This is a genomic window from Maribacter flavus, from assembly GCF_008386635.1.
Taxonomy (GTDB): domain Bacteria; phylum Bacteroidota; class Bacteroidia; order Flavobacteriales; family Flavobacteriaceae; genus Maribacter; species Maribacter flavus.
Window position 1 is genome coordinate 310,364 of record NZ_VUOE01000002.1, and the last position, 15,854, is coordinate 326,217.

12 protein-coding genes are annotated in these 15,854 nt (G+C 38.0%); 9 read left to right on the forward strand and 3 right to left on the reverse strand.

Going from position 1 to position 15,854, the window contains the following annotated elements; genetic code table 11:
* Window positions 1-27: 27 nt before the first annotated feature.
* The 6 genes from F0361_RS11630 to F0361_RS11655 are packed head-to-tail and all read left to right on the forward strand — an operon-like array spanning window position 28 to window position 6,157.
* Window positions 28-570 carry a heme NO-binding domain-containing protein gene (locus F0361_RS11630; RefSeq protein WP_154918774.1) on the forward strand — a complete coding sequence of 181 codons (543 nt, stop codon included), beginning with the start codon at window positions 28-30 and terminating at the stop codon, window positions 568-570.
* Entirely contained in the window at window positions 563-2,977 is a 2,415-nt protein-coding gene (locus F0361_RS11635) for a PAS domain S-box protein (RefSeq protein ID WP_154918775.1), read from the forward strand. The genes F0361_RS11630 and F0361_RS11635 overlap by 8 nt, the downstream gene beginning before the upstream one ends.
* The gene (locus F0361_RS11640; RefSeq protein ID WP_154918776.1) at window positions 2,934-4,064 is read left to right on the forward strand and encodes an FIST signal transduction protein; all 1,131 of its coding nucleotides are present in this window, start codon (window positions 2,934-2,936) and stop codon (window positions 4,062-4,064) included. The genes F0361_RS11635 and F0361_RS11640 overlap by 44 nt, the downstream gene beginning before the upstream one ends.
* On the forward strand, window positions 4,064-5,122 hold the full coding sequence (locus F0361_RS11645; protein ID WP_154918777.1) for a sensor histidine kinase: 1,059 nt from the start codon (window positions 4,064-4,066) through the stop codon (window positions 5,120-5,122). Before F0361_RS11640 ends, F0361_RS11645 begins: the two co-directional genes overlap by 1 nt.
* Before the next feature lies 1 nt (window position 5,123).
* Window positions 5,124-5,444: an Hpt domain-containing protein gene (locus F0361_RS11650; RefSeq protein WP_154918778.1), complete on the forward strand. Its 321-nt coding sequence runs from the start codon at window positions 5,124-5,126 to the stop codon at window positions 5,442-5,444.
* A gap of 2 nt (window positions 5,445-5,446) precedes the next feature.
* On the forward strand, window positions 5,447-6,157 hold the full coding sequence (locus F0361_RS11655) for a LytR/AlgR family response regulator transcription factor (RefSeq protein ID WP_138258563.1): 711 nt from the start codon (window positions 5,447-5,449) through the stop codon (window positions 6,155-6,157).
* 579 nt (window positions 6,158-6,736) lie between these two features.
* Here F0361_RS11655 and F0361_RS11660 read toward each other — a convergent pair.
* Window positions 6,737-8,758 carry a tetratricopeptide repeat protein gene (locus F0361_RS11660; protein ID WP_246160877.1) on the reverse strand — a complete coding sequence of 674 codons (2,022 nt, stop codon included), beginning with the start codon at window positions 8,756-8,758 and terminating at the stop codon, window positions 6,737-6,739.
* Between the two features lie 588 nt (window positions 8,759-9,346).
* On the opposite strand from F0361_RS11660, the gene F0361_RS11665 reads away from it, so the two are divergent.
* The 3 genes from F0361_RS11665 to F0361_RS11675 are packed head-to-tail and all read left to right on the forward strand — an operon-like array spanning window position 9,347 to window position 13,055.
* Complete coding sequence (locus tag F0361_RS11665) at window positions 9,347-10,489, forward strand: response regulator (RefSeq protein ID WP_154918780.1); 1,143 nt, start codon at window positions 9,347-9,349, stop codon at window positions 10,487-10,489.
* 38 nt (window positions 10,490-10,527) lie between these two features.
* Window positions 10,528-11,805 carry an oligosaccharide flippase family protein gene (locus tag F0361_RS11670; protein ID WP_154918781.1) on the forward strand — a complete coding sequence of 426 codons (1,278 nt, stop codon included), beginning with the start codon at window positions 10,528-10,530 and terminating at the stop codon, window positions 11,803-11,805.
* A gap of 20 nt (window positions 11,806-11,825) precedes the next feature.
* On the forward strand, window positions 11,826-13,055 hold the full coding sequence (locus F0361_RS11675; protein ID WP_154918782.1) for a glycosyltransferase: 1,230 nt from the start codon (window positions 11,826-11,828) through the stop codon (window positions 13,053-13,055).
* A 51-nt stretch (window positions 13,056-13,106) separates the two neighbouring features.
* Here the strand turns inward: F0361_RS11675 and F0361_RS11680 are convergent, their stop codons facing one another.
* A complete protein-coding gene (locus F0361_RS11680) occupies window positions 13,107-14,633 on the reverse strand; it encodes a glycoside hydrolase family 2 TIM barrel-domain containing protein (RefSeq protein WP_154918783.1) in 1,527 nt (508 codons plus the stop codon).
* Entirely contained in the window at window positions 14,630-15,853 is a 1,224-nt protein-coding gene (locus tag F0361_RS11685; RefSeq protein ID WP_154918784.1) for a hypothetical protein, read from the reverse strand. Before F0361_RS11685 ends, F0361_RS11680 begins: the two co-directional genes overlap by 4 nt.
* Window position 15,854 lies beyond the last annotated feature (1 nt).

A 15,854-nucleotide genomic window follows, 5' to 3' on the forward strand; every position in this document is an offset into this window, starting at 1 on the left:
TACATTTAACCTGAATTATTCAGCAACATGAAAGGAATTGTTTTTACAGAGTTTTTGGAAATGGTAGAGAATGCTTATGGACTTGAGGTAGTGGACTCAATCATAGAAAAATCCAATCTACCGTCCGAGGGTGTGTATACATCCATTGCAACTTACGAATTTAATGAAATGGTCAGCCTTATTACTGCTTTGAGTAAAGAGGTTAATGTGCCCTCTGGTGACCTAATATACACTTTTGGCCATTATCTTTTTTCGAGCTTGGGCAGAGCCCACCCAGAGGTAATACAAAACTACAATAGTCCCTTGGGGTTGCTTTACTCCATTGAGGATCATATACATGTACATGTAAAAAAACTGTATCCAGATGCAGAGTTGCCTTCCTTCAAAATTCTAGAAAAGACAGATAGTTCCTTAACAATGATCTATACCTCTTCAAGAGGCCTTTATCGTCTAGCCCATGGTCTAATAGAAAAGACCTTTGAGCATTTTAACGGTAAGGCAGATGTAACTTATGATCTACTAAAAGAGGATGGAACCCAAGTAAAATTTAAGATTGTCCAAAATGGATAATAAGGAAATCAATCTTCTTAAAAAAGCCCTTGAACGGCAAAAGAAAGCACGTCAACAGGCAGAGAGAATTCTAGAAAACAAATCCAAGGAGCTTTATGACGTAACGCGTCATTTAAAGGAGACCAATAACAAATTGGAAAATCTTTTAAGCGAAAAAACATCAGAATTAGATGGTGTTTTCATGAACATTTTAGATCCATACGTACTCATGGATCTGCAGTTCAATGTTATCAATATGAACACTTCCGCGAAGGAACTGTTGCAAAAAGACCACACCAAAGAGAATGTAAATCTGGCACGTTTTATACACCCAGATTTTCAACAATATACCTTGGAATCCATGCAGTCTTTATTAGAGGTGGGCACCTTAAAAAACTATAGAGCGAAAATCATTATATCCCAAGAGATGGAAATTTGGGTTCAAATTAATGCCAGTCTCATTTTCAATAGCCAAAGAAAACCAATTGCGGCTCAAGGTATCATTAGGGATATTACCGGGGAGATGGAAGTAAAGGAATTGCTTGGGGAACAGAAAAAGCAATTGGACATAATCGTGGAAAACTCCCCTTTAGGTATTCTGCTGGCGAAGGACAATAAAATAATCAAGGCCAACGAAACATTCATGCAGATGTTAGGGTATTCCCATCATGAGCTCATGCATATTTCTTTGAAGGATATATCCGCCCCGGAAGAACAATCGGATTCATGTATGCTTCTCGATCAAATGAACGAAGGTATCTTGGAGGAGTTTACCGCCATTAAAAAATTCTTTAAAAAGGATGGGTCGTTCATTTTGACCAAGACCAGAATGAATGCCGTGACCAACCATCAAGGGGAGATAAATTATCAGGTAGGTATTATTGAGGACATTTCAAAGGAGCGAAAGGCCGAAATGGAATTGAAGGCATCGGAGAGTAGACTTTCCACCCTAATCTCCAATCTACATTCTGGAGTTTTATTGGAGAATGAGGATCGAAAAATTGCACTTACCAACAAAATGTTCTGTAACCTTTTCAACATTCCCGCAAATCCGGAAGATTTGAAAGGAGCGGATTGCAGCGAATCAGCAGAACAGAGCAAGGTTTACTTTAAAAACCCCGACACATTCGTAAAACGAATAGAGGAAATACTAGAACAGAGGGAGATCGTTCTTTCGGATGAGCTTGAGTTGATCGATGGTAGGATTCTTGAAAGGGATTATATTCCAATTTACAATGACGGTATTTACAAAGGGCATCTATGGGCATATCATGACGTTACCATCGGTAAAAATTATAAAAAGAATCTAGAGGCCCAAAGGGAGAAGTATAGTAGCATTATTGCCAATATGAACCTTGGTCTTGTGGAAGTGGACAATAATGATGTTATTCAGATGGTGAACCAAAGTTTTTGCCAAATGAGTGGTTTTAGGGAACATGAACTAGTGGGCAAGGTTGCCAGGGATATCTTACAGGTTTCCAATAAGGAATTAATTCCTTCCAAAAATAAGAGACGTTTGTCCGGAGCATCGGATTCCTACGAAATAGAGGTGCAAAGCAAGGATGGTAGAAATAGGCATTGGCTCATCAGCGGGGCACCAAGATATAATGAATCCGGGACTGTCATTGGATCGATAGGGATTCACTTGGATATTACGGATCAAAAGAACTTGGAGTTCCAAAAGGAAAAACTTTTAAAGGAATTGGAAATAAGCAATACCGGATTGCAGGAATACGCTCATATTGTATCGCACGACCTAAAATCCCCGCTGAGAAGTATTAGTTCCTTAGCCACTTGGTTGTATGAAGATTACAAGGATATTCTCGATGAAGGTGGTAAACAGAATTTACAGATGATGCAGGAAAAAGTGGCTTCCATGGATAAATTGATTCATGGCATCCTAGAATATTCCACAGCCAATAGTTCTGAACTGGATAGTTCAACGGTAAACCTCAATGAAGTGGTATCGGAGATTAGGGAAACCATTTATATCCCTGAACATGTTACTATAAGTGTTCCTGAAAAATTACCAGTAATACAAGCGGATAGAACAAAAATGTACCAACTTTTTCAAAATATCATTGGCAATGCAGTGGTTCATATTGAAAAGAAAGTGGGTGTTGTTGAGGTTACTGCAAGTGAATATGATGATTTCTGGGAGTTTTCCATTAAAGATAATGGTGTAGGAATTCCGGAAAAATTCCATAAAAAAATCTTTAAGATTTTTCAATCTATAGGGAACAACGAAAGATCTACCGGCATAGGATTGTCCATTGTTAAGAAGATCGTGGATCGGTATGAGGGTGACGTTTGGGTAGAAAGTGAAGAGGGGAAAGGAACGGATTTCCATTTTACCATTAAAAAAAGTTTAGTAAGTCAATCAGATGAAAATTGTACAGGCAATAAAAAGGCAAAACAACCCTTTTGAGTTTAATAATAAGAAATACTTGACCAGGCCTTTGGTGTTGGTTTTTGGCAATAGGTTTATTTTGGAAAATGGAACTATTTACGAAGAAATAAGAGATTTGTTTCCGGATGGACATTTGGTCTTTGGAAGTACTAGTGGTGAAATTATGGATGATACCGTTATGGAGGAATCTGTAGTACTGACAGCCATAGAGTTTGAGAAAAGTAGTTTTTTGGTCAAATCCAAAAATCTGAAGACCTACCAAAACGATGAAATAGCATTGGGCAATAGTTTGATCAAGGAGTTTCCCAAAGAAGGATTAAAACATGTGTTTATCATTTCTGACGGTAGTAGTGTCAATGGCAGTGCACTAATTACTGGTTTGGAGAACGGAAAAGAAATTGGTGTAAGTCTTTCGGGCGGATTATGTGGTGATGACGATCGTTTTGAACGAACGTTGGCTTCGTATAATGAACCTCCAAAAGAGGGTGAAATCGTGGGTATTGGGTTTTATGGTGAAACCTTGGAGGTGACCAGTGCCAATTATGGGGGATGGACCCCTTTTGGGCCACAGCGAATAATTACAAGATCCCAGGGAAATTTACTTTTTGAACTGGATGGTAAACCTGCCTTGGACCTATATGTAAAGTATTTGGGTAAGAAGGCAAAGGATCTTCCCAAGTCGGCCCTTTTGTATCCATTAAGCGTGAAGACATCAGAAAATGCAGAACCTATTGTTAGGACAATTTTAAATATAGATGAAAAGGAAAATACCATGACCTTGGCCGGTGACGTACCCCAGGGCTCCAAGGTACAATTGATGATGTCCTCAGTAGATGATATCGCCAATGGAGCCAATGAGGCCGGGAGGTTGGCAATGAAGGATAGATTGAAATCTCCAGAACTTGCCCTTTTGGTCAGCTGTATTGGCAGAAAATTAGTCATGGACCAAAGAACGGAAGAAGAGATAGAGGAAGTTAAGTCCGTAATTGGTGGTGATGCCTATATTGGCGGATTTTATTCTTATGGAGAATTGGCACCCTTTAGTCAAAATAACTCATGTAAGCTTCACAATCAAACGATGACACTAACCTTATTTAGCGAATAATGCACTCCTTGTTAAAGAGACAATTACGTAAATATTTACCTAATGAGGAGCACCTTACTGAGGAAATGACCCAATTTTTGGATGCTGTCCAGAAATCATATGAAAATTTCGACGAGAAATTTTACATGCTACAAAGGGCGTCTACCATAAGTTCAGAAGAATTGTTCGAGGCCAATCAAAGGCTGGAGAAAGAGGCCGTTCGTCAGAAGGCAATTTTGACGGACCTAGAAAGTGCCATTGAAAGTTTAAGTAAGAATCTACAGGAGAAGGAGGTATTGTTCACAGAGGGAGAGAATGGATTTAACGCAGAATATTTGGCCAAGAATATTAGTAACCTGGCCTCACGTATGTCAGACATGACCGCAGAAAAGGATAGGCTTTTAAAGGATTTGGAGGAACAGAATAAATCTTTGAATAACTATGCCCAAATGGTCTCCCATGATCTAAAATCCCCCATTCGAAATATAAACGCCCTCATGAGCTGGATTGTGGACGAGGAGAAGGAAAAGTTTTCGGATATAAGTAAAAACAACTGCTCTTTAGTATCCCAGAATCTGGAGAAGATGGACAAATTAATATCGGGAATCCTAAAACATGCTACTTTGGGCCAGACCCAAGAACAGCCAGTATCCTTTGAGTTGAGGAATCTTCTTGAAGAAATTCAACGTACTATTTATATTCCTGAAAATGTTTCTGTTACGTTTGGCGAAGAGCTCCCTACCATGACTTTTGAAAAAGAAAGATTGAAACAATTGTTCATGAATTTGATAACCAATGCGGTCAAGGCTACCGAAGACAAAGAAAATGGGATTATTTCCATAAACTATGAACCGGATGACACTTTTTGGAAGTTCAGCATTGCCGACAACGGAAAGGGCATACCAAAGTGCCATCAAGAAGGTGTTTTTGAAATGTTCAAAAAATTGGAAAATGATGTTCTTTCCACAGGAATAGGCTTAGCCATTGTAAAGAAAATCATTGAACTGTATGAAGGTGAAATTTGTTTGGAATCCGAAGAGGATAGGGGAACAACTTTTTATTTTACATTAAAGAAATGATATGACAGAACAGCCTAACCTAGAATACATCAACCAGCTCTCCGGGGACGATATGGATTTTAAACAACAATTTATTACTATTTTAAAGGAAGAATTTCCTTTGGAAAAGGAAGTGTATTACGATCATGTTGAAAACGCTAGGTTAAAACAGACAGCGGACATTGTTCATAAGATTAAGCATAAGTTTAATATATTAGGACTTCATAATTCTTACGAAGTAGCGGTAAGGTATGAAAAGGAGCTATTGGAGGGGCGTACCAACTCTGAAACTGAATTTAAATCCATCCTAAAAAAAGTGGAGACCTACTTAGACATAATTTGAGTATGAATTGCATTATAATTGATGATGAAGTTGCGGCAAGGGCCATAGTTAGAAAATTGTGTTCTAATTTGCCGAACATTGATGTCATCGAAGAGTTTGACAATGCCATTGAAGCCATCAAGTTTTTAAACCATCAGGACATAGATATTGTATTTTTGGATATACATATGCCCGGTTTTAGTGGGGTCGATTTTGTACAAACCTTAAAAAGCCCACCAAAGATTGTATTGACAACTTCAGATACCCAGTTTGGCATAGCCGCCTATGAATATGAATGTATCGTTGATTATTTGGTAAAACCTATTACTTTGGAACGGTTTGAAAAGTGCATTCAAAAGGTAAAAAACACGTTGGTCCAGCAACCTAAGAATAGCCCTGAAAGAACGGAAGAAACCTCGGTAGGTGAAGACCTATACATTAACATAGACCGCAGGTTGATCAAATTAAAGTTCCACGAGATTTTAGTGATCGAGGCGAAAGGGGATTATATCGATATAAAAACTGAAAAGGAGGGTTTTAGGGTACATAATACTTTAAAGAAAATTAAGGAAAAATTACCGGACAAGCTGTTTCTGCAAATCCACAGGTCTTATATAATTAATTTTACTAAAATTATTGATATTGAGGATAATAGTGTTCTTATTGAAAAAAATGTAGTACCAATAAGCCGCTCAAATCGTCCTGAATTAATGCGTAGGCTCAACCTCTTGTAAGTTTTCCTTAATTTCCTAGTATCCAACCAAGAAAAGATATCAACTGTCTATACCTTAAGACTTCAACACTAACAAAGTTCTACCTTTGGAAGCTTGTTATAATTAATTCAAATCATCAAATTATGGAAACTATAGTATTAATAATAGGGGCAATGAAGAAACTTGTATCGACTTAAAAATGAATGTTATCCATAGTTGTGTTTAATATTACATTGTCCTTAATGAGCTTGATTTAAATTTCTTTTGATATAAGAAGCTTAGAATCCTTTTCTTAAAGAAAATAGTGCTTGCTGAATGACCTTTTAGACCAAGATTCCAGAAAACTTCAAATTTTGAGCAAGATTCCCAAGTAGATTTTTGTCAAATTCAAAAAACTACACATCATAAAATAGTTATTGCTAGCAAACGTAACCCTTACTTTTTAAGGTTTTGTATGACCTAGGGCCACTTTGTTGGGAGAATATACCAGTGATACAGGTCCAATATATTTCAAAGACAAGAATTAAGTTGTAGGTTAAGGAACTGCGTTGCATTAAACTTCTATGACAATTGTTAGCAATCAAAGCAATCTAAAAAGTACTACTGGCCAACACTTTTTTGGTATAACGGTTGTTTTGTGAACATCCATTTGAATTTGAGGCCCACCTCTGAGAATTCAAAACCTGCTGCAGTTGCAGATGCTATGTTGCTATATTTCCCATAGATTTTAAGATTAAAGTAGTTAGATACCTCATATTGCAGCCCAAGCTCTGCCCTAAAAATATTGGTATCTGGGTCTTCCTCTACCTTTTGGATACCAGTTGCGGCACTTGCCATGAAATCCAATTTTTCGGAAAACTCCCCGCGTACATCGACAAAGACTTCAAATGCTTGGTACTGTTCCGGACTAAAATAAACTATGGGTACTTGGTCCTTAAAAGTAATATACTGATAGTTTACACCCATTTTGAGCGCTGGTTTTTTAAGTAAGGTATAGTACAACGAGGTGAATAATAGACTCCTAACATTTTCATCACTCTGAAGGGTATACATAGCTTGGGTATACCATCCTAGATTAAAGTTGGTCCCTAAATTGTAATTGAGTCCGTAGTGGTTTTGAACGATTTCCCTTTCTATAAGATCTGCATTGAAGTTTTGGATTTCCCGTTGATAAACTAGGTTCAGATTTTGCAGTTTAAAGGGTTGAAGCTGTAATTGCGCATCGATTAAAGGCTGTGAATACCTATCGTTCATAGAAATACTGTTATTGACACCCATTGCCAGCATAACGTTTGTCTTGGGTAGCAGTTTATATTGGAGACCTGCAAGTAAAACATGGGAACTAGCTTCATTGCCACTTGCTGTATTCTGGGTACTTCTATACATGTATGACAGATGTGTCCTAAATTTTGTGGACCAAGGGATTTCTACAGTAGTATTGGTAAAATAAGCTTGGTTTTTACCATTATCAAAAGAGAAAGCCCCATGTTCCTGAATATTTGGAAGATGCATGAGGTCCAACTTTTCTATAAATCCTAGGGCATCTTTTTGATTTTTATAATAATCAAGGGTTTTGAATGCCATTTGGTATGCTGGCATAATTTTGTCTGCGGCAAATAAAGCATTGGCCTTACCTAAATTACCATCGAACGAGGCGCTGTCATTTTGCAGAATAACATCATAATGGGCAATACTACTTTTGGGGTCTCCCGTGTAAAGGCCTAAGGTTGCCTTTAAGGCAGAAAGCCAGTCCCTGGTGCCATATTTTTCTTCCAGTACCCGTATTTCCTTTTTGGCCTTCGGAAATTTCCCATTCCAAATCAACGCCTGTATGTAACGGTCATTGGTGCGTTCCGTTAATTCAAAATCGTAAATATTTTTTACTTCGGTCAGGTTGCGGGTTGCTACCTTAAGGGCTTCTTTGTCCTTTTCTCCAATGTGTTCGGCAAGACTAATTCCATTGCGCGCTATTATGGTATCCTTCTGGGTTGTGGCGTATCTCCAATAAGTAGCTTTGGCAAGGTCCACTTCCTTGGTTATGAGATATAGGTTGGCTAGATTTAGAAGTGCGTCTTTGTCCTCTGGAAAATCTTCAAAAATATGGTGGATTAATTTCTCTCCCTTATCATATTCTTGGTTATTTACAAATTCATTGGCATAACCTAGCCTTATATATTTTCTGGATGTTCTGGCACTTCTATTGGTCGAATCCAATGCTATGGCTTTCTCAATCCACTCGAGGGCGATTTCGTACTGCTTAAGGTTACTCAAGGTATTCGCATAACCTAACACAGCCACAAATTCCTTGGGATACTTTTTCAGGAGACTCTCATATAGTGGTTTGGCCTGCTCATATTCCTTAGACCATAAATAGGATTCGTTGTAGTTTATCAGTATTTCAAAATCCTCAGGATATTCTGTCAACAGGTCTTTAAATAACGAAGTAGCTTTCTCAGGTTCCCCACTTAATCCAACTGCTCTGGCATAACAGAGTTTTGCCGTTTTGTTGTTGGGGTTTGTTTTTAAATAATCGAAAAAGAATGCCTCGGCCTTTTCAAAATCTCCATTGTCCAGATAGGTAAACCCTTCTGTCATTTGTGAATGCAGAAAAGTAAATGTCATGAAAACAACAATAAATATGAATAATTTCCAAATCATTTAAATTGTAAGATTTATACTGTTAATACCTAACGTGGATTATCCTATTTTATTTGTGTATTAAGGTGTTATAAAATTATAATGCCGGGATTTACTTTGGAAGTAAGTTATTTACCATTGGTCTATACTTATGGATCAACCACCTAAGCTGAGGAATTTGGGACATCAAGAAACTGAATATTTGTGGAAGAAAATAAATGGATACTATACATTATAGTACCCAGTGAAACTAGCAATTGAAGAAATAAATACTTAATGCATAAGGGTGGTAAGCTTATTTAGATGTTATGAAAAAGAAGGGCTCCAAATAAGATTAGCATCATTTTAAATTATTTGTGCCTGATTAGAAGGTAGCCCAAAGGCTTTTGGGTACTAATACTAATTTGATGGGTTATACTAAATGAGCGTGTTTTGAATGGCCTTACCCTTAAACTTTTTTTAATTAGTCCTCTAAAGCTATAGTGAAGTAGTATTTCAACGAAAAAATAATATGATATAAAATATTTGAAAAATACTACGTTAAATGTAAGTTAAATATTACTTTTTAAAATTATGAAAGTTCTTGCGATTGATGACCAACAACTAATTCTTCTTTCCGTTGAAAGGAGATTAAAGGAATTAGGTTATACTGTAATGATAGCCGATTCTGGTGAAAAGGGTATTGCATTGTTCAATTCTTTTGAACCGGACCTTGTCCTTGTCGATATCAACATGCCCGACATGTCTGGTCTAGACATCGTAAAACGGATAAAGACAAATTCCAAGAAAGATGTGCCTATAATGGTAATGTCTGGTAATACGCAAGAGGAAACAATTATTTCTGGATTTACACTGGGTATCGATGATTACATGAAAAAGCCTATTAGTTTGGATGAAATGGCCGCCAGGGTAAAGCGAATTATAGGAGCGCCCAATATTGAAACCACAACGACCTCCCATAAAAACGATAGCAGGATTTTACAAAAGAACTGTGTAGGTGTTGTAATTCCCTGTTATAATGAAGAAGAACGATTATTGAGTGAGGAATTCAAGGACTTTGCCCATAAAAACCTTGGTTACCATCTCTGTTTTGTTAACGACGGGAGTACGGACAATACCCTGGAAATACTTAGGAAGCTAGAAGAGGAAAGTGACAATAATATAAGCGTATTTGACTGTGAGAAAAATGGTGGTAAGGCCGAAGCTGTTCGCCAAGGTATGCTGCACCTGGCCAAAGATCAGCAATTGGATTGTATTGGCTTTTTAGATGCGGATCTTTCCACAGATTTTAGGGATTTTGATGATTTGGTGGAAACGCTTGATCAATCAGATTTTGAAATAGTGAGTGGTTCAAGAATGAGTAGGATGGGGGCCAATATTACCAAGGAGTCTGCCAGGAAAATCATAAGTATGACCATTAACCTAATTATCAGGACCATTTTGAGAATGCCCTTTAATGATACCCAATGCGGAGCCAAGGTCATGAAGAGTTCCTTGGTCCCTTTATTGTTTGAAAAACCTTTTATAACAAGATGGCTGTTCGATGTGGAAATCTTTATAAGGATTAGAAAACATTTTGGTAAAACCAAAGCCAAGGAGATGATTTGTGAACAACCGTTAAAACGTTGGATTCACGCAGACGGTTCCAAATTGTCCATGAAGGATTCTGTTAAGATTGTGGGGCAATTAGCCAAAATAGCCATTTCGTATAGATAGGAACTACCTTCAATATTCATCCCAATACAACAATAGTAATGACCTCCGTCAAACTGGTTTTAAAAAAGGTTTCGCCCCAACAAATGTTCATGATAAGTGCCATTTTGGTAAATGGTGGAAATTATCTCTACAATTTGCTGTTGGGTAGGATCCTGGGGCCCGGTGCTTTTGCGGATGCCGCCCTGTTGGTAACGTTATTATTGGTGCTTTCATTTATAGGAATGACCTTTCAACTGGCCACGACAAAATTTGCCGTGGTTTATTTAGGTGATGTTTGGATCGCCTTTAAGAACACCATGTATAGGTATGCCGCCTTTTTTGGTATTACAGTCGGGGTATTAATCATATTGTTTTCCAGTCAGTTACAAGATGTTTTCCAAACTCGTAGTTCACTAATCTTTGTTCTTTTTGGGTTGGCCGTGCCGCTTTATTTTCTAATGAGTGTCAATAGGGGGAGATTTCAAGGGCGTCAGGAATTTGGCAAGTTGGCAGCAACCTACCAGACAGAGATGTGGAGTAGGTTACTTTTGACATTCATTGCCTTATGGCTTTTGCCTTTTGAGTCTGGGATTGTAATAGCATTAGGTATTGGATTATCCTTTTGTTTTGGTTTATTTCCATCCGGAATAAAAATGGCCAATTTCAGGTCTAATTTTCATCTTAACAGAACACAACTTAGAGAGGTTTGGGTGTTCATTGGCCTTACTGCGTGTTATGAACTTACCCAGATAATAATCAATAATAGTGACATCTTGTTGGTGAAGCATTATTTTGATAATTATAAGGCAGGTCTCTATTCATCCTTGGCCTTAATTGGTAGGGTGGTATATTTTGTGGCTTGGATGTTCGTAATGCTATTGATGCCTACGGTAATACAAAAGCAAAAGGATGGTGAGCCTACCAAACCTGTCCTATTAAAATATGTATTGTTGATTGGTGCTTTATCAGCAACCATAGTAATTGCCTGTTCTTTGATGCCTGAGTTCATTATTACAGTAATGTTCGGTGAGTCCTACCTCCCTATTTCAGGTCTACTATGGAAATATGCGCTGGCCACGTCGCTCTTTGCCTTGTCCAACATCTTTGCCTACTATTTTCTATCCTTGAATCAGTATATACCTGTAATACTTTCTGGAGTATTGGGATTGTCACAGGTATTTTTGATTACCTTTTTTCACTCAGATTTGGCTATGGTAGTGCATGTACAAATCCTTGCAATGATGATTTTGTTGTTTGCACAAATACTATTCTTTTTTGCATCCAACAAGACCAGTGCGTCTCGTGGGAGCAATGATGTAAATACAAAAGAAGTATAAACAGAAATATTTGATACCCTATGAAACTAGCAATCGTAACCGCGTACCCCCCTAGTAAAGTAACCTTGACCGAATATGGCTATTATTTGGTGAAGCACTTTAGGCTTCAGCAAGAAGTGACAGAGCTTATCTTGATTACAGATTATACCCAACAACCAAAGGAAATTGATTTTGAGGAGGAAGGTTGTAAGATAACAGTAAAGGAATGTTGGAAATTTAATAGTTACAAAAATATATATACCATCAATAAGGCTATTTCCCAATCAAAACCAGATGCGGTACTTTTTAATCTTCAGTTTTTAAAATTTGGGGACAAGAAGATTCCTGCGGCATTGGGGTTAATGCTTCCATTTATCTGTAAGACCAGGGGAATACCAACAATTTCGCTGCTACACAATATTTTGGAGAAAGTTGATTTGGAAAATGCCGGGTTTACTAAGAATAGATTCTTACAATGGGCCTATAATCTTATAGGCACAACTTTGATGCGCTTCGTCCTTTCTTCGGATATTCTCGCCGTAACCATGAGCAAATATGTTGGTATTTTGGAGGAGAAATACAAAGTACGTAATGTTGCCCTCATCCCACACGGATCTTTTGAAACTCCACCCGAGCCTAGTTTTGAACTTCCCTTAGGGCCAAAGAAAGTTATGGCATTCGGTAAGTTCGGAACCTATAAGAAGGTCGAAATATTAATCGATGCCGTAGAATTAATAAGAAAGCGAAGCAACGAAGACATTGAGATCGTAATTGCGGGTACAGATAGTCCAAATACACCGGGATATCTGGATGCCATCAAGGAGAAATATAATGATGTGGAACAGCTTACATTTACAGGCTATGTAGCGGAAGAGGATGTACCCATGCTATTTGGCGATAGCGCGGTAACCGTATTCCCGTATACTTCAACAACAGGTAGTTCAGGGGTATTACACCAAGCAGGCAGTTATGGAAATGCCGTAGCTCTTCCAGATTTGGGAGACCTTAGTACCCTAGTTCAAGAAGAAGGATATAGAGGTGAGTTTTTTGATGCCTACGATCCGTCTTCCTTGGCCAATGCCATCGAGAAGATATTAAATGACGAACAATACAGGGTTAGCCTTGGTAGGGCCAATTATAATGCTGCATGTTCACTCCCAATGTCTTCAATTACCCAGATGTACATAGATTACTTTAAGGCCATTCAGAAGGCCAAGGCCAATGGTTTTAAATTGAATGACTTGACTAAAGAAGAAAAAGTGGCGGTTTAATTTTTGATTAGTTGTAAATGAAAGGATTGACCACAGTTGGTCACTCCTTTTTTATTTATCCACTATTACTTTTACGACTTCCTTTGGATTGCCATTTTTATCCAATAAGCCAAAATATTTTTGTTTGGATTTTCTCCAGGGTAATCGGCCCACTACGGAATTGGGTACAAGGTCAAAATCATACAACGTCCAAAAAATGCTTGGAATACCTTGGGATTCAATGCCCTCTTGTATTTTCTTAAAATAGGAGGACTGTTTCCTTTCTGATCCCATGTAGGCGTTCCAAAAGCCACTATATGAGGAATATCCATATTCTTGTAGAACAATGGGTTTATCCGGTACGGCTGTTTTAAGTAGCGAATAAACCTCTGTAAAATTATCAGGGTCGAGATAATAATGAAACGATACATAATCAACCTCTTCCGACAGGTTTTGGGCCGCCTTTGCATTTGACCAACCAATGGTGATAGGATGCTCAGAATCCCATTCCTTGATTTCTTCCAAAGTGTTCCTTAGCCATGCTAGTACATTGGATTTACCACGTGATTCAAAATCCAAATCCGGCTCATTCTTAAGGTCCCAACCTAGCAAGGCTTCATGGTTTTTAAGCGCTTCAACAATTTGCTCCGCATGCCTATGGGTCAGGGTCCAGTCCTGTATCCCATAGTCCCCGTAAAAGTCAAATAGCGTTACAATTACCTTTAGGTTAAATTTTTGGGCAATATCCAAGGTTGTTGAAAGTTGACCCAATTTAACGCTATCGACCTCAGCTTTACCAAAAGACTCGTAAGGCACGAAAATCCTGATGGAATTAAGGCCTAAATCCTTAATTTTTTTAAAATCCTTGTAAATAATGCTGTCCTTGAAATTGCTCCCGAACATATCCCAGGCATGGTCCTTTGGGTAGTAATTGACACCTTTTACTTTGGAGAGCAAACTTTCATCCAAATTCTGTATGGTGTTGGCTATATTTTTTTTCTTACCCGCATCCATTTGTACCATATGACGAACTCTCCAAAAACCATCCTCCAATAAAAGTAAAATTTGATAGGTGTTCGTAGAATTTTGAGAATGTAGAAGTCTATCTTGTAGGTAGGTCTCTTGATAGTGCTCCACATTATGATCGGTAAGAACGGCTAGTTTGCCGTCTGCACTGTAAAACTCTAGTTTTGGGTTATGCTTTATGGAAGTTGTCTTTATGGTTATATTTTGGGATTGGTTCAGTTCGATTAAATCGTACAATTTTACACGGGCACTGTCTGTAAAATAATCTGAAATACCGTAACGATTATTTGTTTCCAGAGCAATACTTTTTACCTGCCAAGACTTTACATAATCCCTTTCAATTTCGTTTAAAGTTTGTTCCTCTATGGGGCGACCTTCGTTGTTTTCCAAATTCCATTGAACCTTTGGTAAGTAAGAAGCGGTAAGCTTTTCAGGAAGGTGGAGCATTTTTGAACGGTCGGCACCCGAATTTAAATAGGACCAAACAGCGCTTATTCCAAAGATAATCAAAGCGTTAAGTGCCAAAAAAGATATAATAAGTAAGGTTTGGTAGATGGTACGGTTCAATCTCATTCTATCTCCAAGTTTTCAGTTTTAGTAATGCCGGCACTTTCAATTCTAATTTCATATGAGCCTTTTATTAAGAAGTCTTTGGTAAGGCTAAAAGAACCTTTACCAAAGCGAGTAGTGGTTGTTTTGGTTTCTATAAGTTCACCGTTAGGTTTGCTGATAATCATTGTAATGGGGATACCGTCTGGCACCAATTGTTGCATGAAACTTTTCATGTTCTTAACGAACACCGTAGTGCTGTCTTTTGAAATTTCGATGTCAAAACTCTTAATGGCTTTTTCAAAATCCACAACGAGTGTATTACTCTGCGCAGCACCAATTACATAGGCGGTCACGTTCCATCGCTGTTCTTTATTTGGGTGTAATATTTTGCCTTTTGCGATTCCGTTTAGCGTGGTGCCCACTGTTTGCAGTATCATGTTTTCTGAACTTTCAATGTTAAATGTAACCATGGTCCCATCTGTGATTACATTTCCAAATTCATCTTTAATGATATCCGTTATAAAGGCTATCTGTTGATTGCCATCGGCAAACTTATGGTTTCTTTCAAAGATAATCCTAAAATCAGTTGGAATGGATGGATAGACCTTTGTTACAAATTCCTTGCTATTTACATTATCATAGGATGCAGCTACCAATATCTGTCCGGATTCCTTTGGACTAAATATTCTTTCCCAACCTATAAGATTTTTGGTATAAACGAACTCGTTTTGAATAGCTTCCTTGAACTGGAAACTATAATCTATCCTGGTACTATCCAATAGAGGATTGTCATAGCTATCTGTGGGTGCAATGACCAACATAGAGAAATCCCTATTACCTGCAGAGATGCTTCTTGGGCCCAGATAGGTCTCCAAAACGGGATACGAATTATTAGGGAGTATGTTTAATTGCCCCTCCTCGTGAGATAAGCCGTTGTAAACCAGATTCCATGAGCAAATTCCGGCTTTGTTTTTGAATGATGAAGGAAAAGTGTACGATAGTGTATCCCCTTCGACATTAGGGGGCACAAGTGTCGAACCTGTTGCATTGTTCAAGAGTAAATACACATCATCGACTACGTTTGCCCTAAATTTTACGGTAATAGCGTGACCGGCCACAACTTCGGTAACTGGTGTCAATAGTTGGAACGACCCATTTTCATTACTGACCACAGGTGATTTGTTCTCCCTGCATCCTGTCAAAAGGATAGTTGCTAGTGCTATGTACCTAATAAATTTCAAA